Below are 22443 nucleotides of genomic sequence, written 5' to 3'. Positions count from 1 at the left end.
GGTACCATGGCATCGGCCCTTGCGGCCTGCCGTCCCCATCCCGCAGAGCCATGTCGGGGTGGTGGCGTCACTGCCGGGTCAAAGCCCTCTTGTCACAGTTCCAGTATGTCTATGTTGCGTTGCGCGTCGGCGTCGCCTGCTGCGAGCGCTTCGCGGAACAGCCTGAGAGCCATGTTGCTGTCGCCCTTGAGCAGTGCCATGACCCCACGTGCGTGGATGGCCCTTGGCGTGTTGCCGGCCTTGTCGAGGCACTCGGCTGCCGCGTCGATGTCGCCCGAAGCCATCCTGGCGAGTGCGGCGTTGATGTTGGCGGTCGGGTCGGCAGGGAACAGGCGCACGGCCGTCTCCATCACCTGGTTAAACTCGCCGGAGCCTGGCTCGTAGGTCTGCGCCAGCAAGAACATCTCTTCGAGCGACAGCAGCTTGGGATTGGTCTTCATCACCTCGCGCGTCTCGTCTACGGAGAACGCCTTGACGGTGTAGTTCACCACATAGTCAGAGTGGCGCAGCGTCGGGTAGCATTCGTCGAGCATGATGCGGTAGTCGTCCGGCCACCTCAGCTTGATGCGCCACTCCCTCGTGTCGGGGTCGAGCCGGCTGTCGTCGACCACCTGCAGAATCTCGTCGCGGTGTGGCAGCGAGCTGGCGGCCACATATTCGCGCAGCCCCTTCCAGTCTTCGGCTGTGTAGCCCACCCGGAACAGCGAGTTGTCCATGTCAAGCATCTTCCTGACGTGGTCTTTCAGTGTGGCAGCCCTGTGTTCGGCGAGCCATGCGTTGTGGTCGTATGGCGACTCGGGCGAGGCGAATCCGTGGATGACGATGCCCGATATCTTGGTGTTCCTGTCTTCCTTCACCACCCTGATGGTCTCTACTATCTTGGCCAGTTCGGCGGGGTTGTTGCGGTATTCGGGGTAGAGCGTGGTCTTGTTGACAGGGAACTCTATGTAAGCCCTGCCCTGCACGGAGCGGTCTTTGCGTGCCTCGGCTGCCGGCCTGAGGTATGGCATGAAAGGCTTCCTGAGCTTTTTCAGTGGCACCTCGTGGTTGTCGATGAAGTCGCCGCATCCGCAGAGGTCTTCGTTGACCACGACGTCGGAGTTGTCCATCCACTGTTCGTAGGGCAGCACCGCCGAGTAAGTCACCGTCTGCGGCGTGTTGTTCTTTCGCCTTACAGCCGTGACGTCGGCTTCGAAGCGCTTGCTTGCCCCTCGCCTGAAGGCGATGTCGGCCCTGCGCCCGTTGACCACTATCTGCGGCATCCGCCTGGTCTGGGTGCGCCCCCTGACCACGGGCGTGAACACAAACTGCATGCTTGCGGGCAGCCGGAGCGAGTCGAGGTTGAGCTCGAGGCCCACCACAAGCCTTCCGCCGGCGTTGCTTACGTTGACATTCTCCACGCGCACCTGTCCGGCGGCCAGCCTTTGCGCCCCGCTGTGCGCCCGGGCAGCCTGCCCGAGCGACAGCGCCATGGCGCAGCATATTATATAATGTGTGAAAGTGTGCATACGTCTTGTGGTTTATGAAGCATTAAAATATGTACATGAAACTGAGCGCAGCCTTCGTCGGGCCGAAGTAGTTGGTATGCGACGACTGCAGTTTCTCGCCACACCGGCCACATTCATACTTTCCATACTTGATGTAGTCGTAGCCAACGCCGACAGAAGCCTCAAAGTTCCAGTGTCGCGACAGCATCCACTGATAGCCCAGCGTGAGTCCTCCCCCGGCAAACCACCCGTCATAGCGGTGGGTCTTGAGCCCGTCGAAAAGGCCGAACGGCATGTCGAAGTCGGAGACATTGAACTCGCTGCCCATGAGATGGGCACCCACGAACCACCCGTTGAAGCTCTCGCAGAACCAATAGCGGTATTCGGGCTGCAGCACCCAGTGGCGCAGGCTGCGCCCCGAGGCCGACTTCCAGGGGTGGAGGCCGTAGAAGAGCTGCACGGTGTGCTTCCGGCCCACCGACGCCTCAACGCCGAGGTTGGGCGTGGCCGTGGCCAAATACATCAGGTTGGTCTTCAGTGCCACGTTCTGCGCAGGCGATGACATGTAGCCCAACAGGCCGCACAGTACCAATGACGCCAATCGTTTCTTCATAAAAGCTTTGTTATTATCCTCTTATTTTATATTCCAAATAGTATAATCATATCCAATGGCGCAAGCCAAGAAACCAGAGCCTGCGGCCTTAGCCGGAAGGCTAAATATCCATCCGCCCTGTTGGAAGAGACGGATTCACTTAATGCTTTGAATTTTAATCTTTCCCTTAGAAACCAGCTAATACGGTCTTAATCTCAGCATTTGCAACGGCAAAGATAGGCTAATTTTCACGACGAAACAAACTTTCTTTTAAAAAACATCATTATCCGTAAAAGATTGCTAAACATATCCCATAATATATCCAAGGCCGTTAAGTTCGGCAAAAACATGGCGGGAAGAGCGCATCTTCAGTGAATAATTAGCGTATAATGCTGCGATACAAAGCGTTATATGCCGTAAGCGCCTGCGCCACCCTACTGCCATAGCGGAGCAAAAGGGGCTGGATGGTGAAAACATGTCCGTCTCTTAGAATTATGAAACAATAAGGACGAAACGGGAATTTAAGGCAAGAAATGTATCGACAACACTAATTTGGCTGCCCCGACGGGCCGCCAACCGCCACCAACGGCAGCGTGGCGGCAGGCCTGCCGCCTCTGTTTTGCGAAAGAGGGCGGCACAAACCGGCAACAGGCTGAGGGCCGGGCAAAACGCGCACGAGCCACGGCAGCGCAGGCCGGCCATGGGCCACGGCCGGGGAGCAGCGCCCGCGCCGGGGCAAAGCCGCTGGCAAGGCACAGTCAGGGCGGCCACGGGGGAGATGGCGCGGATGGCTTTGACGGCCGGACGCAACAGACTATTATCACCGATATATATAATATAGGTGTAAGTAGCTGTTCAAAATTAACCGAGACGACAGACCTTGCAGGTGTCCTCTGTATCTTTGCCACCATCTTGCGTGCGCTTTCGGGCCGCATATAGCTGCCCGGCAACTTGCGGGCATTCATTAAAACAACATGCGAGAAAGGCCGCGGGCGGCACGGCGCCCGGCCCGCGACGGGCAAGGACCGGGGGCAGGCTGCGCAAGGGCCTGACAGGCAGCGAATTACAAAACGGGCCATACGGAGAGCTGAAACGGCCTTTTCGGCCGGGCCAAACGGCCCGTATGGCAAGCCAAAATGGCCCCCGCCCCACGGCCGGAGGGCCGGGCGCGCACAGGCAGCGGGGGCGCCTACTGCCGCAGGGCCGCCCGGCGAGTGGCGCCGACGGGCCGCACCCGCCGGAAAAAGGCAACGCCGCGAGGCCGTAATTGGAAAATGATTATTAACTTTGCACCATGAAAACACAGCCATTGCGGGCTGCAACGCCACGCCCCGGCATCCACCACGCCCCGGCCCGCGGCGCAGCGGCAGGCGGCACCGGGGCCGGGGCGTGACAGCGTGACGGCAAACCTAAAACCACAGACTGCACAAGTGACACAATCAATTAATATAATGTAAAGACAAATGGCAAGCATCAACTTAAGACAGAAACTGGCGTGCGCGCTGATGTGCGCACTGATGATGGTGCCCACGGCGGCACAGACGGTGATGACACACCCGTGGCAGGGCAAGCGCGTGGCTTACTTCGGCGACTCGATAACCGACCCGCGCAACAAGGCGTCGAAAAAGAAGTACTGGGGATTCCTGGAAGACTGGCTGGGCATAACGCCCTATGTGTATGCCGTGAGCGGCAGGCAGTGGAATGACATACCGCGACAGGCAGGGCAGCTGCACACCGAGCACGGCGACAGCGTGGACGCAATACTGATATTCATCGGCACCAACGACTACAACGCCGGGGTGCCCATAGGCGAGTGGTTTACGGAGACCGACGAGAAGGTGATGGCGGGAATACACGAGCCCAAGCACCTGGTGAGCCGCAAGCAGCAGCACCTGTGCATGGACAACGGCACCTACCGCGGACGCATCAACATTGCGCTGAGCACGGTGAAGAAGATGTATCCCACGAAGCAGATTGTGCTGCTCACGCCCATACACCGCGCCGGCTTCTATGCGAACGACAAGAACTGGCAACCCACCGAAGACTACCGCAACCTGTGCGGCGAATATCTTGCGAGCTATGTCGACGCGGTGAAGGAGGCCGGCAACATCTGGGCGGTGCCGGTGATTGACCTCAACGCGCTGTCGGGCCTGTACCCCATGATTGACGAGCACGCGCAATACTTCAACCGGGCGGACACCGACAGGCTGCACCCCAACGACGCCGGACACGAGAGACTGGCCAAGACGCTGATGCAACAGCTGCTGGCGCTGCCGGTGTTTTGATTTTTCAGGAGATTCTTAAGGAGTTCAGGAGTTCAGGAGTACAGGAGTTCAGACAATAGTTTGGGAGACGGAATGCAGGAGACAGGAGTACAGACAATAGCTTGGGAGGCGGAAGGCTGGAGGCTTTGGGGAGTACAAGAGATTCTTAAGGAGTACAGGAGGATTTTTAGGAGTTCAGGAGAGATTCTTTAGGAGTTCAGGAGTTGCAGGAGTACAGGAGTTCAGACAATAGCTTGGGAGACGGAAGGCTGGAGGTTTTGGGGAGTCCAGGAGATTCTTAAGGAGTACAGGAGGATTTTTAGGAGTTCAGGAGAGATTCTTTAGGAGTTCAGGAGTTGCAGGAGTACAGGAGTTCAGACAATAGCTTGGGAGACGGGGGAGCTTTATGCTAACCAAGAAGTGTGAGACGCTTAAGAGCACAAAAGGGCAAACAATGCATTAACATGCCAAAGCTCCGAGCTATTGTCTGTACTCCTGTTTCCTGCATTCCGTCTCCCAAACTATTGTCTGAACTCATGCATTCCGCCTCTCAAACTATTGCCTGAACTCCTGCATTCCGTCTCCCAAACTATTGTCTGTCCTCCTGCATTCCGTCTCCCAAGCTATTGTCTGAACTCCTGTACTCCGCCTCCCAAACTATTGTCTGTACTCCTGTCTCCTGCATTCCGTCTCCCAAACTATTGTCTGAACTCCTGTACTCCTGCAACTCCTGAACTCCCCAAAAACCTCCTGAACTCCTAAAGAATCTCTCCTGAACTCCTAAAAAGCCTCCTGAACTCCAAAAGCCTCCTGCCTTCCGAACACTCAAACTATCGGCAGCGCCATGCCCATCATCTTCTGATAGACATCGAGGGCATATATGTCGGTCATGCCACTGATGTAGTCGATGACAGCCATCAGGCGCGTCTCGAGGTCGGGCGAGGCAATGTCGTACTGGCTGCTCACCCGCCCGATGAGCTGGCGCGAGTAATAGCGGTCGGGATGGAGCACGGCGTCGACCATCTGCTCCATGAGCGTGGCCATGATCTTATATCCCGACAGTTCGACGTCGAGCACCGGCTTGCTGCGGTAGATGCGCTTGCGCGACACCTCGGCGCAACGGCGGTAGGCATAGCGCACGGCGGGCGAGACAGCCTCGACAAGGCTCCCCTCGAAGTCGCCGGCAAGTATGCTCCCCTCATTGTCCACGAAGGCGCGCACGCACTCGCCCTCAAGCCGCCCTATGGCACTGGCCCTCATGTAGACCACACGCTCGTTGAGGTCGTCGAGCTGCTCCTCGACCATGCGCTGTCGAATGTGCTCCTGCTCCTCGGCGGCAAAGAAGCCGAGCAGCAGCCGCTCTGTCTCCTCGTACGACAGCAGCCTCAGCTTGTGTGCGTCTTCAATGTCCATTATCTCGTAACAGATGTCGTCGGCGGCCTCAACCAGGTAGACCAGCGGGTGGCGGGCGCAGCGCAACGGCTCGCCCGGGGCCGAGAGCCTGCGCAGCCCAAGGTCATCGGCAATGCGCTCGTACACCTCGCGCTCGGTGGCGAAGAAGCCAAACTTGCCCTTCTTGCCCGCCAGCATCGACGAGTACGGATACTTCACGATTGATGCCAGCGTGGGGTAAGTCATGACAAAGCCGCCCGGCCGGCGGCCGCAGAAGCGGTGGGTGAGCAGCCTGAAGGCGTTGGCGTTGCCCTCGAAATGTGTGATGTCGCTCCAGAACTCCGGGCTCACGCTGTCGCGGAGCGTACTGCCAGGCCCTTCGGTGAAGAAAGTCTGTATGGCCTTCTCGCCCGAATGGCCGAACGGCGGGTTGCCCATGTCGTGGGCAAGGCAAGCCGCCGCCACAATCTGGCCGATGTCGCCGACGCCTGCCTCGAGCAGCGAGGGGTCGCGCCGGCACAGCTGTCGGGCCACGTCGGAGCCGAGCGACATGCCCACGCTGGCCACCTCGAGGCTGTGGGTGAGGCGGTTGTGCACAAAGACACTGCCCGGCAGGGGGAACACCTGCGTCTTGTTCTGCAGGCGGCGGAAGGGTGCCGAGAAGATAAGGCGGTCGTAGTCGCGCTTGAACTCAGAGCGGTCGTCGTGGCGCAGGCCTTGGCGATGCTCCTGGCCGAGGCGCTTGTTGGTGATAAGTCGTTGCCAATCCATAATGAAAAACACTGGGGGAGCAGGCGCGGCCAAAACCGGCCGGCGGCGGCACGGCGCAACGGCAGGCGGGCGGCAACGCCCGGGGCACACACCGGCACCGGCACGGCGGCCGCCAGCGGGCAGCCGGCACACCACTCCACAATCTAAACATTTCCATGCAAAATTAGTGCTTTTTTCCGTTAAAACAGCACTTTTAAAAGCAAAAGCATTGCATTTTCGGATATTATTGGCTAATTTTGCGCCTTAGCAAAAAGGCTGCCACAACAGATGATAGAAATAAAGGTAATAAACAAAGGGCACCACCCGCTGCCCGCCTACGCCACCGGAGAAAGCGCCGGCATGGACCTCAGGGCCAACACCGACGGGCCCGTGACGCTGCGCCCCATGGAGCGCCGCCTGATAGGCACAGGCCTGCACATAGCCCTGCCCAAGGGGTTTGAGGCACAGATAAGGCCGCGCAGCGGACTGGCCCTGCGCAACGGGATAACCGTGCTCAACTCGCCCGGCACGGTGGACGCCGACTACAGGGGCGAGATAAAGGTGCTGCTGGTGAACCTGTCGGCCGAAGACTTCACGCTCAACGACGGGGAACGCATAGCACAGATGGTCATAGCACGGCACGAACAGGCGGAGTTTGCCGTGGTCGACGCACTCGACGACACCGAACGGGGGGAGGGAGGCTACGGCCACACAGGCGTGAAGTGAGCCCCACACGAACAAACCACAGCCATTATGACAAGACTGACACATGCCCTGACAGCCATGGCCGCAAGCGCAATGCTGGCCGTGGCATGCCCGGCCGCAGCGCAGACAGGCAACAACGACGCCGGACGCTACGACCGGTTCTTCATCGATGCCATGCTGCAAAGGCAAAAAGGCAACAACGACGCGGCCTTCGACCTGCTGAAGCACTGTGTGCACATCAGGCCCGAAGCACCCGAGGCCTACTTCTTCCTGGCGCAGTACTACATGAGCCTGAAGCAAAACGACAAGGCCATAGAGTGCTTCAAGAAAGCCGCCGACCTGGAACCCGACAACTCAACCTACCTCGAGACGCTGGCAAAGGCTTACGTAACCAACGACAACGACTCGCTGGCAATAGGCACACTCGAGAAAATCGTAGAGAAGGAAACGGGCAGGATAGACATTCTGGAGATGCTCGTGCAGCTGTACCAGAATAGGGCCGACTACGACAACACCATCAAGACGCTCGACAGGCTCGAGACCCTTGAAGGCAAAAACGAAAGGCTCACCTACGCCAAAAGCGAGATATACTCGCTCACCGGCGACAAGAAGGCCGCGATAAACGAAATGAAAAAGCTGGCCGACCAATACCCCAACGACCTCAACTACCGCGGGATGTATGGCGACGCGCTGCTCATGAACGGACGGGAAAAGGAGGCCTTCGACATCTACACCGGCATACTCAAGGCTGAACCCGACAACTACAGGGCGCAACTGTCGATGAGGGCGTACTACAAGCAGAAGGACATGGCGGCCGACGCCGACTCGATGACCATGCAGCTGCTGCTGAACAAAAACACCGGCGACGACGCACGGGTGTACATCATGAGGCAAGAAATAGCCGAAAGCGAGAACGGCGGGGGCGACAGCACCAAGATTCTGAGGCTCTTCGACCGAATGATGGCACAGCCGCAGGCAAGCACCGACATCGCCATACTGTACGCCACGTACATGAGCCTTAAGAAAATGCCGCAAGAGAAGATTGAGGCCGTGCTGGAAAAGGTGCTCGCACAGACGCCCGACAACGCCGCGGCAAGGCTGCAGCTCGTGGCCTACGCATGGCAGCGCGACGACCTCGACAGGGTGATAGAGCTGTGCAAGGCGGCCAGGCAGTACAATCCCGACGAGATGGCGTTCTACTATTACGAGGGCATGGCACACTTCCGCAAGGACGACAACGACAGCGCCCTCAACGCATTCCAGAACGGAATAAGCGTCATCGGCGAGCATAGCGACCCCGACATCGTATCGGACTTCTACGCCGTCATGGGCGACCTGCTCTACGAAAAGGGGCGCGCGGCGGAGGCATACGCCGCCTACGACTCGTGCCTGCAGTGGAAAGACGACAACATCGGGTGCCTGAACAATTACGCATACTACCTGAGCGTCAACGGCGACAGCCTCGACAAGGCCGAGAAAATGAGCTACCGCACGGTGAAAGCCGAGCCGAAGAACGCCACGTACCTTGACACTTACGCTTGGATTCTGTTCATGCAGGGAAGGTATGCCGAGGCGAAGATTTACATAGACCAGGCCGTGCAGAACGACTCGGACAGCAGCGCCGTTATACTGGAGCACGCCGGCGACATACACGCCAAGGCCGGCGACATTGACGGGGCGGTGGAGCTGTGGGCCAGGGCGGCCGCTAAAGACCCCGCCAACAAGCTGCTCGCAAGGAAGATTAGACAACGAAAATACATCAAAGAATGAAACTCCTGGACATCATAAAGATAGCCCTGCCGGCACTGCTGCTGGCGTTCACGTCGTGCCGATCGACGAAAACGGCCGAGAAGACCACTGTCACCACCAAGGCCGAAGACACCGGCAAGCAGGAGATGCTGCGCAAGGTGGCTGCCGTGAGCCATGCCGACACGCGCTTTGTCACGTCGAAGATAAAGCTCAACCTGAGCGTAGGGGGACAGGACCTGTCGCTGTCGGGCAACCTGAAGATGAAGCGCGACGAGGTGATAAGGCTGCAACTGGTGGCCCTGGGCCTCATCGAGGCGGGGCGCATAGAGCTGACTCCCGACTACATGCTTGTGATGGACCGCATCAACAAGCAATATATCAAGGTGGCATACAGCGACGTCGACTTCCTCAGAGAGAGCGGCCTGAACTTCCACTCGCTGCAGTCGCTGTTCTGGGACGAGCTGTTTGAACCCGGCACCACGACCGTAACAACCAAGGCGCTGGACGCATTCAACGCCTATGAGGCCGGTACCGACGTGGCGGTGATGCTCGAAAGGGGGTCGCTGACGTACAGATGGATGGCCGACAAGGACAAGTGGCTGATAAAGACGGCCAACGTGACTTACAAGGACGCCGCCCGGGGCAACACGCAACTGACGTGGCACTACGGCAACTTCAAGCCCATGGGTGCCCAAGGCTTCCCGATGCAGAACGACATTACACTGACCACGCCCAAGCATACGCTGAAGATAAGCTACTCGCTCAACGGCATCGACCACGACAGCGGGTGGGAAACGCGCACCAGTGTGTCCGACAGATACAAGCAGGTGAAACTCGACGACATCCTGCGCAAGCTGGGGTCGATGTGAGAAAGGCCAAGTGTTAAGAATTAAAAATCACCGATTAGAAAGGGCTGCGCGGCGTAAGAGGAAGGCACGGAAAAGGCAAACGTCTGCACTCCCGTACTCCGACACTCCCGCATTCAGATGCAAACGTCTGCAATACCGCACTCCGGCACTCCTGCATTCAGATGCAAACGTCTGCACTCCTGTACTCCGGCACTCCTGAACTCCGGGATTTGAGGTTCGCAAACAGAATGAGGTGAAGAATTGGGATGCAAGAGGTTTGACTCGGATAAGGAAGCAAGTGGGATATAGGCCGGATGCTGTGATTATGAATAATGAACTGTAAATTATGAATTATGTAAGTGTTTTGCTGTTGACGCTGGCCCTGGCCATTGCCCCATGTGGCGCACAGACTAAGAAGGGCACGGCCGGAAAGAAGGCACAGACAACACGCACCACAAAGAAAAGCGCCGCCAAGAAGCAGACCACATCGATATCCGGGCTGCGCAACCAGCGCGCGCAAATAAAGAAACAGATAAAAACGCAGCAACAGAAGCTGCGCAACAACGAGCGCGACGTGAAGCAACGGTTGCAGAACCTGATGGTAATCAACTCTGAGATTGCCGACAAGCGCAAGAGCATCGACACCATTCGCCGCGACATAGGCAAGCTGAACACAAGCATAAGCAACATGGGCAAGCAGCTGAACACGCTGCAGGCAGAGCTCGACGACCGCAAGGAGAAGTTTGTGAAGTCGATGCGGTACATGCACCGCAACCGCTCGATACAGAACCAACTGATGTTTATCTTCAGCGCCAAGAACCTGACTCAGATGTACCGCAGGCTGCGCTTCACACGCGAATATGCCACGTTCCAGCGTGCTCAGGGCGAGGCCGTGAAGACCAAGCAGGCGCAGATAGAGCAGAAGCAGGCGCAGCTGAAGGCCGCACGCAACGACAAAGACAGGCTGCTATACAAGGGAGTGAAGGAGCAGGAGGCCCTGGAAAGCAAGCAGACCGAGCAGGAGCAGGTGGTGGCCACGCTCAAGAAACAGCAGAAGACCATACAGAACATCATAGCCCAACAGCAAAAGAAAGACGCCGCCCTCAACGCCGAGATAGACCGCCTGGTGGCCATCGAGGTGGAGAAGGCCCGCCAGAGGGCCATAGCCGAGGCCAAGCGCAAGGCCGCCGAGGAGGAGGCGCGCAAGCGGGCTGCCGAGCTTGCCCGCAAGAAAGCTGCCGCCGAGGCTGCCGCGAGGGCCAACGCGCAACGCATAGCCGAGGCCAAGAAGCGCGAGGAAGAGCTGAAGGAGGCGGCCCGCAAGGCATCGGCCGAGAGGCGCAAGGAGGCTGAGCGTGCGGCCCGCGAGGCCGAGCGCGACCGCAAGGAAGCCGAGCGCGCAGCCAAGAAAGAGGCCAAGGAGAGGGCCCGCGAACTGGCCAAGGCCAAGGAGACCGACGAGGCGGCCTTCAGCCTGAACAACGAAGACCGCCGCATCAGCGGCAACTTTGAGAGCAACCGAGGCCGGCTGCCCATGCCCATCACCGGGCCCTACCGCATAGTGAGCCACTTCGGGCAGTACAACGTGGAAGGACTGAAGAACGTGAGGCTCGACAACAAGGGCATCAACATACTCGGGCAACCGGGCGCACAGGCCCGCAGCATATTCGACGGCGAGGTGAGCGCGGTGTTCAGCCTGGGCGGAACGACGGGCGTGATGGTTCGCCACGGCAGCTACATATCGGTATACTGCAACCTGTCGTCGGTAAGCGTACACCGCGGTCAGCGCGTGAGCGCACGCCAGGCCCTGGGCACCGTGGCCTCCGACAACATACTGCAATTCCAGCTGAGGCGCGAGACGGCCAAGCTCAACCCCGAGTCGTGGCTCGGCAGGTGACCCACACCAAGGCGCAGCCCGCCCCGGCAACGGCAACGGCAGAAACCATCACCCGCTGCGACAGCATGCAAAGGCTTGGGGCGCAAACGGCCGCCGAGGGCACTACAAGACACACTCTTCACCACAAAACGATGGCGCGGGCCAGGGCACAAAGCCCTGGCCCGCGCCATTTTTCAATCACCGACCCGCCACTCAGGCCTCAGCCGCGGCCAGACCACAGGCGCACGGTGCCGTCGGCAAGCACCTCGCCATAGCTCCTGCCCCCGAAACGGTCGGTCACTACCACCGTCACCCGGCCGCCACCGGGCCTCGGGCGGCAGCGGAACAGGTGAGACGTGGGCACGGCAGCGGCCCCCGCCCCACGCGGCGACGGCCCGCGGTCAACGCCCACAAAGCGCTCCATGCCGCCCATGGGCCTGCCGCCCTGCATCCACTCCACGCGGCAGCGCGAGTCGTAATCCCACACATTGGCCACCACAAAGCCTTCGTGGCCGGCAAAGGTGCCAGGGGCCCACACCCTCATGCGGCTGTCTGCCGACCTGTCGGAGGCCACATAGCGCCACGAAATGCTGTCGCCGTCGACGGCGGCCACCATATATCCGTTTGGCGCGCCGCACCTGTTGACGTCGCCCGACCACCACGCCCCCGACGCCGCGCCGATGTTGTGCTGGTAAAGGCTGTCGCCGACCTCCACATTCTGGAAGAAATGGGTGTGGCCGCAGAACACATGCACCCTGTATCCGCTGAGCGCACGCTCCAGCCGCAGCGCATTGTCGATGTTGGCCGCGGCGCCCTCGCGGTTCCACCCGGGCGCGTGCATGTTGAGAATGACGAGCGAACCGCGCGGCACATAGCTCAGGTCGCGCTCAAGCCAGCTCAACTGGCTGTCAGACAGCAGCTCGGCGTAGCGCCCCCCGCCACGGTAATCGATGTTGCACATGGTGACGATGTGCACCCGGCCGATGTTAAACGAATAGTCGGTGGGGCCAAAGCGGCGGTGGTAGGCCATCTCGGCATAGGCCGGCGCCCCCTCGGGCGCATGGCGGAGAGCCGGCAGCCGGCGGTCGAAGTCGTGGTTGCCTATGCACTGGAACATGGTCATGGACATGCCCGCGACCGACCCCGCATAGTCGTCGAACAGCCCCATGTCGTCGAACACCAGGTCGCCGAGGGCCACGCCCACCACCTCGCGGCTACGGCTGAGCGCGGCCACCGTGCGCCTCAGGCTGGCCACGGCCTCGCCGCGCCAACGGGCCATGTCGGAGGCATTGCGCACCTGCGGGTCGGATACGGCCACATAATAAAAGCTGTCGGCCGCCACCGGGCGGCGCTCGAGCACGAAACGCCAGCCGCCGCCGGCCACCGCCCGGCCCACGGGCACGAAAAAGCCGGCAGCCAGGCCGCTATCCTGCGGGAGCCTGAAGCCTGCCGGCGTCGAGATACTCACAAACTTACTCCTGAACGTATCGGTGACCAGGGCCCATCGCCCGTCGGCGCCGGTGAGCGCAAACCCCACCCCGTCGTTTACCACTACGCCGCCGATGCCGCGCCCATCGGTGTCGACCACCATCCCCGACAACCTGAAAACACTCTGCCGCGGCATGCCTCCGCCCATCAGGGCCAGGCATGCAAGCAGCAACAACAATCCCCTTGCCTTCATATTCATCCCTTTCATCATCACAACGCCCAAGGGCCACCACCGGCCTTAGGTCACGGCAAAGGTAGCACAACGCCTTTACGCAGGCGTTGCAAGGGGTTAATGTTTGCTTTAAGAGAGCGTTGCAACGGGGTTACAGCCCGCGGGGCGGCCCCGTCAGCCGAACAGGGAGCGCAGCACCGCGAGCGAGCGCAGCTCGGGAAACGAGGCCATGTGTATGCGGTAGTAGCCCACAATGACGTCGACCATGCGGTTGCGCTCGCCGCGCGACAGTCGGAATAGGTGCATCGTGGCATAGTCCATGCGCATCATCAGCCCCACCAGCGCAGCCTCGCCCGGCGCCAGGTAGTCGGAGTGAACGGGGGCGCTGTCGCAGAAGCAGCCCGAGCGCAGGTCGAAGCAGCGGCCCGGGGCATAGCCCTCAAGGTTGGGGTAGAAGCCCAGGAAACGCGTGAGCCTCATCAAGAACACGAGGTGGAAGTTGGCATATCCGCCGGTGGCGCTGTCGAGCCACTGCAGGCTGTCGGCCAGATAGTCGAAGAGCGGGCCTCCCTGCTGCTCGTCGCGCAAGGCGTGGCACAGGAACTCGGCCACGAACATGGCCACGGCCAGCTTGCCGCTGTCGGCCGTGAGCGTGGCGTAGGCATAGGCCATCGATGCGTCGCCCAGCCGCTGCAGCTGCAGGCGGGGCCTCACGTCGCAGGCCACAGACAACTGCGTGAGCGGCTGGAAATACTGCTTCTTGATTCGCCCGCGGCCCGAGCGGGGCACGCTGACGATGAACGACAGCCTGCCACACTGGCGCGTAAACATGTCGACCACGAGCTTGCTGTCGCCATACTTCACCGCACGCAGCACTATTGCATCGGTATTTACAATCATAGCAGGCGCAAAGTTACAAAATAAAGGCGGAAAGGCTGTGCGGCGCCAAAGAAAAAAGCTGCAGGCCGCCGAAGCGGCAGCCCAAAACGGCCCCGCGGCCGGCAGTTTGGCAAAGAGGCCGTATTGCATTGCGGAACGGCCCGTTTGAGCCCGCCGAACGGCCCGTATCGCAAGGCCGTACGGCCCATTTGGCGCAGCCGCCCCGCCCCCACCCCGCAAGGCCTACGCCACCGAGGGCGCCCCAAGGCCAGGCCCCGGCCGGAAGTGAGGGGCAAAACGGCCGCAAGGGAGTGCCGCCGGAAGCACCCGCGACAGGCGCCGCCACGCAACGGCCTGCAGCGGGGCACAGACCGGCCCGGCAGCCCCAAAACAGCCATAAGCACCTGACTTTTAGTCAAAAATGAGGCCGCGATTCAATTTTTCGACTAAAATATTTTGCAGATTAAAACAAAAGCAGTACCTTTGCACCCGCAAATCCAACATCAAGGTCCCTTCGTCTATCGGTTAGGACGAGAGATTTTCATTCTCTAAAGAGGAGTTCGACTCTCCTAGGGACTACAAAATAAAAACAGTTTAGCGAAGTAAATTAAAAGATGGCAAATCACAAATCAGCATTGAAGAGAATCCGCCAGAACAAGAAGCGGGCTCTGCACAACAAATATTATGCAAAGACAATGCGCAATGCAGTGCGCAAGTTCCGCGCCCTGACAGACAAGGACGAGGCAATAAAGCTCTATCCGACCATGCAGAAGATGCTGGACAAGTTGGCCAAGGTTCACATCATACACAAGAACAAGGCAGCCAACCTGAAGTCGAGCTTGGCCCTGCACATGAACAGGCTATAAGAAAACAAGTGGCACACACACAATAGTCAAGGCCGCAGCCCAGCGATGGGTTGCGGCCGTTTATGTTGACGGGGCCCATGGCGCGGCCCGGCGGAGAGTTTGCACGCCCCGCGCCGCAGCCTGCTTTTTGGGCTGAAATATTTCTGCAACTCGCATTTTTTTAGTATCTTTGCGGCTGATAACAGCGAAATCTACTTATGGCAGAAGACATAACCAAGGAAAGCAATTATTCCGCGAGTAACATCCAAGTGCTCGAGGGACTGGAAGCCGTGCGCAAGCGCCCGGCCATGTACATCGGCGACACGGGCGAGAAAGGCCTCCACCACCTTGTCAACGAGACGGTGGACAACTCCATCGACGAGGCCATGGCCGGCTACTGCACGCACATCGAAGTGACGATAAACGAAGACAACTCCGTCACCGTGCAGGACAACGGCCGAGGCATCCCCGTCGACGAGCACAAGAAGCTGCACAAGTCGGCCCTGGAGGTGGTGATGACCGTGCTCCACGCCGGCGGCAAGTTCGACAAAGGCTCATACAAAGTGAGCGGCGGACTGCACGGAGTGGGCGTGAGCTGCGTCAACGCCCTGTCGGTGAAGATGCTCTCGCAGGTGTTCCGCGACGGCAAGATATACCAGCAGGAGTATGAGAAGGGCAAGCCCCTCTACCCTGTCAAGATAGTGGGCGAGACCGAGCAGAGAGGCACGCGCCAGCAGTTCTGGCCCGACCCTGCCATCTTCACCGCCACCACCGAATTCAAATACGACATCATTGCCAAGCGCATGCGCGAGCTGGCATACCTCAACGCCGGCATAACCATCACCCTGACCGACCTGCGCCCCGACGAGGAAGGCAAGACACGGCAGGAGGTCTTCCACGCCAAGGACGGGCTGAAGGAGTTTGTGAGGTACATCGACAGGCACCGCACCCACCTCTTCGACGACGTGATTTACCTCAAGACCGAGAAGCAGGGCATACCCATCGAGGTGGCCGTGATGTACAACACCGACTACAACGAGAACATACACTCTTACGTCAACAACATCAACACCATAGAAGGCGGCACCCACCTGACCGGGTTCCGCATCGCCCTCACCCGCACGCTCAAGGCATACGCCGACAACGAGCCTACCATAGCCAAGCAAATAGAGAAGGCCAAGATAGAGATTGCCGGCGAGGACTTCCGCGAGGGGCTTACGGCCGTGATATCAATAAAAGTGGCCGAGCCGCAGTTTGAGGGCCAGACCAAGACCAAGCTCGGCAACACCGAGGTGACCGGGGCCGTGCAGCAGGCCGTGGGCGAGGCGCTCAACTACTACCTCGAGGAGCACCCGAAGGAGGCCAAGCTCATCTGCGACAAGGTGATACTGGCCGCAACGGCGCGCATTGCCGCACGCAAAGCCCGCGAGAGCGTGCAGCGCAAGAACCCCATGACGGGCGGCGGGCTGCCCGGCAAGCTGGCCGACTGCTCAAACAAAGACCCCAAAGACTGCGAGATATTCCTCGTCGAGGGCGACTCGGCCGGCGGTTCGGCCAAGCAGGGGCGCGACCGCTACACCCAGGCCATACTGCCGCTGCGCGGAAAGATTCTCAACGTAGAGAAGGTGATGTGGCACAAGGTGTTCGAGAGCGAGTCGGTGATGAACATAATACAAAGCATTGGCGTGCGCTTCGGGGTAGACGGCGAAGACGACAAGGAGGCCAACATCGACAAGCTGCGCTACGACAAGATAATAATCATGACCGACGCCGACGTCGATGGCTCACACATCGACACCCTCATCATGACGCTCTTCTACCGCTTCATGCCGAAAGTGATACAGGAAGGACACCTATACATAGCAACACCGCCACTCTACCTGTGCACCTACAAGAACCAGGCCAGGGAATACTGCTACACCGAACAGCAGCGCCAGGCCTTCATCGACAAGTGGGGAGGAGGCGTAGACGACGGGAAGAACATACACACACAGCGCTACAAGGGTCTCGGCGAGATGAACCCCGAGCAGCTGTGGGAGACAACCATGAACCCCGCCACGAGGCTACTGAAGCAGGTGACGATAGAAAACGCCGCCGAAGCCGACGACATCTTCTCGATGCTTATGGGCGACGACGTTGAGCCGCGACGCGAGTTCATAGAGAAAAACGCCACCTATGCCAACATCGACGCATAGGCACACCACACACTGACCAATACAGACGAGCCGGAGAACCAGCCATGACGCAACCACGCAATGACTGCTTCGCCGGCTCGCCGCTTGAACACGGCAACGCCCCGCAACGCCAAGGGCACGGCCGCACGACAATAGCCTGACAACATCAACCTACTGAAATGACAACCAAAAACCTGATAACGGCTGCCGCAATGGCAGCCCTGGCCGCAACGCAGGCCACCGCACAGCAACCGCCACTGCTGCTTTGGTATGACACCCCGGCACGCCACTTCGAAGAGGCCCTGCCCATTGGCAACGGCAAGATGGGGGCGCTGATATACGGCGGCACCGACAGCAACACCATATTCCTTAACGACATCACCCTGTGGACAGGCAAACCCGTCGACCGCAACGAAGACGCCGGGGCCTCGCGGTGGATTCCCGAGATACGCAAGGCGCTCTTCAACGAAGACTACAGGGCGGCCGACTCGCTGCAACTCAACGTACAGGGGCACAACTCGGAGTACTACCAGCCGCTGGGGACGCTGACCATAACCGACAACAACAGCGGCCCGGCAACGGAATACAGGAGGGAGCTGTGCCTCGACAGCGCCCTGTGCAAGGACAGCTACACACGCAACGCAACCACATTCAGCCGCGAATACTTCGCATCGCACCCCGACAGGCTCATCGCCGTGCGCCTGAGGGCATCGAAACCGGGGGCCATCAACTGCTCGGTCTCGCTCTCGTCGCTCGTGCCACACACCGTCAAGGCGTTCGGCGGCGGCCAGCTCACCATGACAGGCCACGCCCTCGGCGACCCGAACAACTCGATACACTTCTGCACCATACTCCGCGCAACGGCAAAAGAGGGCACCACCCACGCCACCGACTCGACCATAACGATAAGCGGGGCCACCGAGGCCACGGTCTACATAGTAAACGCCACGAGCTTCAACGGCTTCGACAAGCACCCCGTCAGCCAAGGGGCGCCCTACCTTGAGAACGCTGCCGACGACGCATGGCACACCGTCAACCTGACCTACGACGAGATGAAGAGACGCCATGTGGCCGACTTCAGCTCGCTGTTCGGTAGGTTCAGGCTCTCGCTGGCAGGCGCCACAGCCGACGACAGCCGCACCACGGAACAGCAACTGAAGGACTACACGGCCAAAAACGAAAGCAACCCATACCTCGAAACACTGTACGCGCAGTACGGGCGCTACCTGCTGATAAGCTGCTCGCGCACACCCGGGGTGCCCGCCAACCTGCAAGGGCTGTGGGCCAACAAGCTGCGCTCGCCGTGGCGGGGCAACTACACGGTCAACATAAACCTCGAAGAAAACTACTGGCCGGCCGAGGTGGCCAACCTGCCAGAGATGGCCATGCCGCTCGAAGGGTTCATATCGGCGCTGGCCGCCAACGGACGGCACACCGCACGCAACTACTACGGGGTGGAACGGGGATGGTGCTCGAGCCACAACAGCGACATCTGGGCCATGACAAACCCCGTGGGCGAAAAGCGCGAGAAGCCCGAATGGGCCAACTGGAACATGGGAGGGGCATGGCTGGTGAACGCCCTCTACGAGCATTTCCGCTTCGGGCGCGACACCACCTACCTCTGCCAGACGGCCTACCCGCTCATGAAGGGGGCGGCGGAGTTCTGCCTCGGGTGGCTGACAGACAACCCGCTGAAGCCGGGAGAGTTGATAACGGCCCCCAGCACATCGCCCGAGAACGAGTACGTAACCGACAAAGGATACCACGGAATGACCTGCTACGGGGGCACGGCCGACCTCGCCATCATACGGGAGCTGCTGGCCAACACCGCCGAGGCGGCGCGCACCATCGGCACCGACGCCGCCTTTGCCGACTCGCTCGACGCTGCCGTGGTACGGCTGCACCCGTATGCCATTGGCAAGAGGGGCAACCTGCAGGAGTGGTACTACGACTGGAGCGACTACGACCCGCACCACCGCCACCAGTCGCACCTCATAGGACTGTTTCCCGGGGGCCACATCACCGACCCGGCCCTGCTGCAAGCCTGCGCCAAGACGCTCGAGCTGAAGGGCGACAAGACCACAGGCTGGAGCACAGGGTGGCGCATCAACCTGTGGGCAAGGCTGCGCAACGGCGAGAAGGCTTACCAGACCTACCGCAAGCTGCTCAACTATGTCAGGCCCGGGGCCGGCTCACGGCAGGGCGGAGGCACCTACCCCAACCTGTTCGACGCCCACCCGCCGTTCCAGATCGACGGCAACTTCGGGGGCACGGCTGGCGTGTGCGAGCTGCTGGTGCAAAGCCACGGCGGGTCCATCGAGCTGCTGCCCGCGCTGCCTGCGGCGTGGAGCGAGGGCCGGGTTGAAGGCATCAGAGCGCGCGGCGGCTTCGAGATAAGCATGGAATGGGCCGGGGGGCGCGTGGCCCGGGCCACCATCAAGTCGGAGAAAGGCGGCCACGCCACCGTGGCCTTCAACGGACAGAGCCACGACGTAAGCCTTGGCGCCGGCGAATCAATAGTATTGGAGTGAGACGCCTGGCACTATACATCATGGCTGCGTGCGCCATCGGCGCCACGGCGCAAGACTGGGGGCTGCGCTGGATAGCCTGCCCCACAGCCGGCGAGGCCGACCAGGTGTGGTTCCGCCGCACGTTCACCATAGCCGGGCGGCCGCCGTCGGCAAGGCTCACAATAGCCAGCGCCGGCAGGTTTGAGCTGTATGTCAACGGCTACAACGCCACCACCGACGTGATTGCGCCCGGCGCCGCACCGCAATGCGACACGATAAGGGTGATGACATTCGAGGTGGGGCGCTTCCTCAAGGCCGACACCAACGTGGTGGCCGTGTGGTACTCGCCCGCCGGGCGGAGCCGCAAGCAGCTCGCCATGACCCTGAGCGGGGGCAGCTGCGACAGCGACAGGGTGGCCCTGAGCACCGACGGGCAATGGATGTGCCGCCCCGCCAACGCCACGACCACGCCCGACGGCGACGAGACCATAGACGACCGCCACTACATCGACGACTGGAACACCGACGGGGGGCCCACCGTAGGGTGGGTGCCGGCCGAGGAACAGGAAGGGCTGGCGCCCTCGCCCATAGCCCTGGTGCCGCCGATACACAAGGCGATGCGCATCAGGCGGATAAGCCGCTACACCTATCTCGACGACCTTGGCAGCACCGTCGTCTACCACTTTGCACGCCGCTTCGACGGCTGGGTGCGCGTAACGCTCAGGGGCATGGGCCGGGGCGACACGCTGACGGTGAACGGACTGACCTACGTATGCTCCGGAAGGAGCGACGAGCAGGCCTGCCGCCGCTTTACCACGTCGGCCTCGTCGATGGCCGTGGTAAGCGGGCCGGAAGGTTTTTCGCGCGAGAACGTGACCGACATAGAAGCCATCGACATAGAAGAATACACCCACACGAGCTACCTCTACTGAACATACGGCCCACCGGCGGGCCCGGTGCCCCGGGCTCAGAACAGCTGGAACTTGAGGCCGAGCGACAGCCCGAAGATGTCGCACAGGCTCACGCTGCCGTCCTGCACGAGCGCACGCAGGTAGAGGTCGCACGTGCTCAGCTCATAGAAAGCCGTTATGCTCTTCACAAACTTGCGCCTGTTGCTGGGCAGCACCAGTTCGACCCGTTGCCCGGCAAACACGTTGACACGCACCTTTGTCGACAGGAACGGATAATAGCTGTCGGGATAACGCGCCGGCTGGCTGCGCCAGAACTCCGGCCCGAACACCGTGTTGAAGTACAGGCCCACCGACAGCGGCTCGACGGCCCAGCCCCGATTGAGGTATATGCTCCACGGTATGAAATTTTCCTTCAGGGTCATTGTCACCTTCGCACGGTCGCTCCCGTAGCGCGGCAGGAAGCCGAAGAGCATGTGGGTCTCCCATTGCTTGTGGCGGCCGTACTCCCACCCGACGCCAAACGAGAGCAGTCCCATGTTGCCGGCAAACTGAACCACGGTCTGCGTGGGTATGAGGCTCTGCCACTGCAGGCGGTAGCGGTGCACCCTGCGGTCGTAGCGCGTGAGCAGCGAGCCTCGGGCAGAGGTGTCTGCAGCGGCATCCCCAACCACAGCATGCGCCCCCTCGCGGCCGGCGGCCGCCCCGGCGCCGCACACAGCGCACGTGTCGGCATCCCAGCCTGCAGCGCCCGCTGCCGTGGCAGCGCCCATGAGCAGGCTAAAAGCTAACGACCTCATATTCATATCCGTCGGGAGTGAAGGTAAACAAAAGGTAGGAACGGTTGGCGGCGCAGTCAACCCCATAGTACATCAGCCCGTCGCCGAAGATGTCGCCGGCCGAAAGACGGTGGTCGTGGCCGTAGACACAGCACATTATTCCGGGAAACTTGCTGACGTAATATTCAAAGGGCTTGGCCACGTTGTTGTTGAACTGGTCGCTGTACGGGGCGGCGTGCATGCACACCACCGTGCGGTCGAACAGCGCCGAGTCGGCCGTCCACTGCCCCTCCATGTAGTTGAAGTCGGGGTTGGCAGCCACATAGTCGTACTCGGTGGCGTTGGTATTGAGGCACACAAACTTGATTCGGGCCACTATGAAGCTGAAGTTTCCCTCGCCATACATGCGGCTGTAGGTCTCCTCGCCGGTGCCCAGGCAGTCGTGGTTGCCCAGTAGCGCCACATACGGCACGCCGAGGCCGGCAAGCACGTCGCGCTGCCATACAAACTCCTTGGTGGTGCCGCAGTCGGTCAGATCGCCCAGGTGAACCACGAAGTCGGCCCGGCCCCGGCGGTTGATGTCGTCAACCATGTCGCCGGTCTCAGTATACCAACCGTGGCTGTCGGAGACAAAAGCCACCCGCAGCGTGTCTTTACCGCCGCAAAGGGCACCGATGCGCCCGATGGCCGTGGCGTTGATGCCCGTCTGGCCGCCGAACCGCACGTCGTAAGGATGGTAGTCGAAAACGCCGTCACAGCCCCCCGTAACAAAGGCAAGGGCAACGGCTGCCGCCATGGCAAATTCATGCTTTAGTATCATAGTCGCAAAGTATTGTGCAAAGTTACGCACAAAGAGACCTAAAACGGAGGTCAGCAACAGGCTTTTTGTGTCCGAAATGTCGTTTTAAACACCCAATATGGAAAATTATTCGTATATTTGCCATTGAAATAAGTCTCAGACGGCAATCCGTGGGCACGCCACCCTGCCCCCACAGTCACTTATAAACATCTCCGAGCCCACGAGA

Annotated in this window: 16 protein-coding genes and 1 tRNA gene; 10 read left to right on the top strand and 7 right to left on the bottom strand. The window is 60.3% G+C overall.

Translation table 11 applies throughout. The features are described 5' to 3' along the window. Window positions 1-92 precede the first annotated feature (92 nt). Complete coding sequence (locus M3089_RS13725; RefSeq protein ID WP_249084695.1) at window positions 93-1508, bottom strand: DUF3868 domain-containing protein; 1416 nt, start codon at window positions 1506-1508, stop codon at window positions 93-95. Between the two features lie 22 nt (window positions 1509-1530). Further along, window positions 1531-2100, bottom strand: a complete 570-nt coding sequence (locus M3089_RS13720; protein ID WP_249084693.1) for a DUF3575 domain-containing protein — start codon at window positions 2098-2100, stop codon at window positions 1531-1533. Window positions 2101-3584: 1484 nt separating this feature from the next. Between M3089_RS13720 and M3089_RS13715 the strand changes: the two genes are divergently transcribed. Next, on the top strand, window positions 3585-4364 hold the full coding sequence (locus tag M3089_RS13715; protein ID WP_205111682.1) for an SGNH/GDSL hydrolase family protein: 780 nt from the start codon (window positions 3585-3587) through the stop codon (window positions 4362-4364). A gap of 804 nt (window positions 4365-5168) precedes the next feature. Here M3089_RS13715 and dgt read toward each other — a convergent pair. Then, complete coding sequence (dgt, locus tag M3089_RS13710; RefSeq protein WP_249084691.1) at window positions 5169-6506, bottom strand: dGTP triphosphohydrolase; 1338 nt, start codon at window positions 6504-6506, stop codon at window positions 5169-5171. A gap of 267 nt (window positions 6507-6773) precedes the next feature. Here dgt and dut point away from each other — a divergent pair, with 267 nt between their 5' ends. The 4 genes from dut (at window position 6774) to M3089_RS13690 (ending at window position 11684) form a co-directional block, all read left to right on the top strand. Further along, entirely contained in the window at window positions 6774-7211 is a 438-nt protein-coding gene (gene dut / locus M3089_RS13705) for a dUTP diphosphatase (RefSeq protein ID WP_205111638.1), read from the top strand. 27 nt (window positions 7212-7238) lie between these two features. Further along, on the top strand, window positions 7239-8960 hold the full coding sequence (locus M3089_RS13700; protein ID WP_249084689.1) for a tetratricopeptide repeat protein: 1722 nt from the start codon (window positions 7239-7241) through the stop codon (window positions 8958-8960). Then, window positions 8957-9808 carry a DUF4292 domain-containing protein gene (locus M3089_RS13695; protein WP_249084687.1) on the top strand — a complete coding sequence of 284 codons (852 nt, stop codon included), beginning with the start codon at window positions 8957-8959 and terminating at the stop codon, window positions 9806-9808. Before M3089_RS13700 ends, M3089_RS13695 begins: the two co-directional genes overlap by 4 nt. Before the next feature lie 325 nt (window positions 9809-10133). Next, window positions 10134-11684, top strand: a complete 1551-nt coding sequence (locus tag M3089_RS13690; protein WP_205111634.1) for a peptidoglycan DD-metalloendopeptidase family protein — start codon at window positions 10134-10136, stop codon at window positions 11682-11684. Between the two features lie 199 nt (window positions 11685-11883). Here M3089_RS13690 and M3089_RS13685 read toward each other — a convergent pair whose 3' ends face one another. Then, window positions 11884-13350, bottom strand: a complete 1467-nt coding sequence (locus tag M3089_RS13685) for a calcineurin-like phosphoesterase C-terminal domain-containing protein (RefSeq protein WP_249084685.1) — start codon at window positions 13348-13350, stop codon at window positions 11884-11886. Window positions 13351-13497: 147 nt separating this feature from the next. Further along, window positions 13498-14223: a DNA repair protein RecO gene (gene recO / locus M3089_RS13680; protein ID WP_249084683.1), complete on the bottom strand. Its 726-nt coding sequence runs from the start codon at window positions 14221-14223 to the stop codon at window positions 13498-13500. A gap of 486 nt (window positions 14224-14709) precedes the next feature. Between recO and M3089_RS13675 the strand changes: the two genes are divergently transcribed. The 5 genes from M3089_RS13675 to M3089_RS13655 all read left to right on the top strand — a co-directional run bounded on the left by M3089_RS13675 (window position 14710) and on the right by M3089_RS13655 (window position 20663). Further along, window positions 14710-14781, top strand: a tRNA-Glu gene (locus M3089_RS13675). 35 nt (window positions 14782-14816) lie between these two features. Next, window positions 14817-15068 (top strand): 30S ribosomal protein S20, encoded by a 252-nt coding sequence (gene rpsT, locus M3089_RS13670; RefSeq protein ID WP_205111628.1) that lies wholly within the window; start codon window positions 14817-14819, stop codon window positions 15066-15068. A gap of 197 nt (window positions 15069-15265) precedes the next feature. After that, complete coding sequence (gyrB, locus tag M3089_RS13665; protein WP_205111626.1) at window positions 15266-17242, top strand: DNA topoisomerase (ATP-hydrolyzing) subunit B; 1977 nt, start codon at window positions 15266-15268, stop codon at window positions 17240-17242. A gap of 158 nt (window positions 17243-17400) precedes the next feature. Further along, window positions 17401-19752 carry a glycoside hydrolase family 95 protein gene (locus M3089_RS13660; protein WP_394802292.1) on the top strand — a complete coding sequence of 784 codons (2352 nt, stop codon included), beginning with the start codon at window positions 17401-17403 and terminating at the stop codon, window positions 19750-19752. Continuing rightward, entirely contained in the window at window positions 19749-20663 is a 915-nt protein-coding gene (locus M3089_RS13655) for an alpha-L-rhamnosidase N-terminal domain-containing protein (protein ID WP_249084681.1), read from the top strand. Before M3089_RS13660 ends, M3089_RS13655 begins: the two co-directional genes overlap by 4 nt. A 35-nt stretch (window positions 20664-20698) precedes the next feature. Here the strand turns inward: M3089_RS13655 and M3089_RS13650 are convergent, their stop codons facing one another. After that, window positions 20699-21439: a hypothetical protein gene (locus M3089_RS13650; RefSeq protein WP_249084679.1), complete on the bottom strand. Its 741-nt coding sequence runs from the start codon at window positions 21437-21439 to the stop codon at window positions 20699-20701. Next, entirely contained in the window at window positions 21420-22238 is an 819-nt protein-coding gene (locus M3089_RS13645) for a metallophosphoesterase family protein (RefSeq protein ID WP_249084678.1), read from the bottom strand. Before M3089_RS13645 ends, M3089_RS13650 begins: the two co-directional genes overlap by 20 nt. Window positions 22239-22443: the final 205 nt, after the last annotated feature.

This window comes from Marseilla massiliensis, from assembly GCF_023336985.1.
Lineage (GTDB): Bacteria > Bacteroidota > Bacteroidia > Bacteroidales > Bacteroidaceae > Prevotella > Prevotella intestinigallinarum.
The sequence above is the reverse complement of the archived record's forward strand: the minus strand, read 5'-3'. Positions and strand labels throughout refer to the sequence as shown.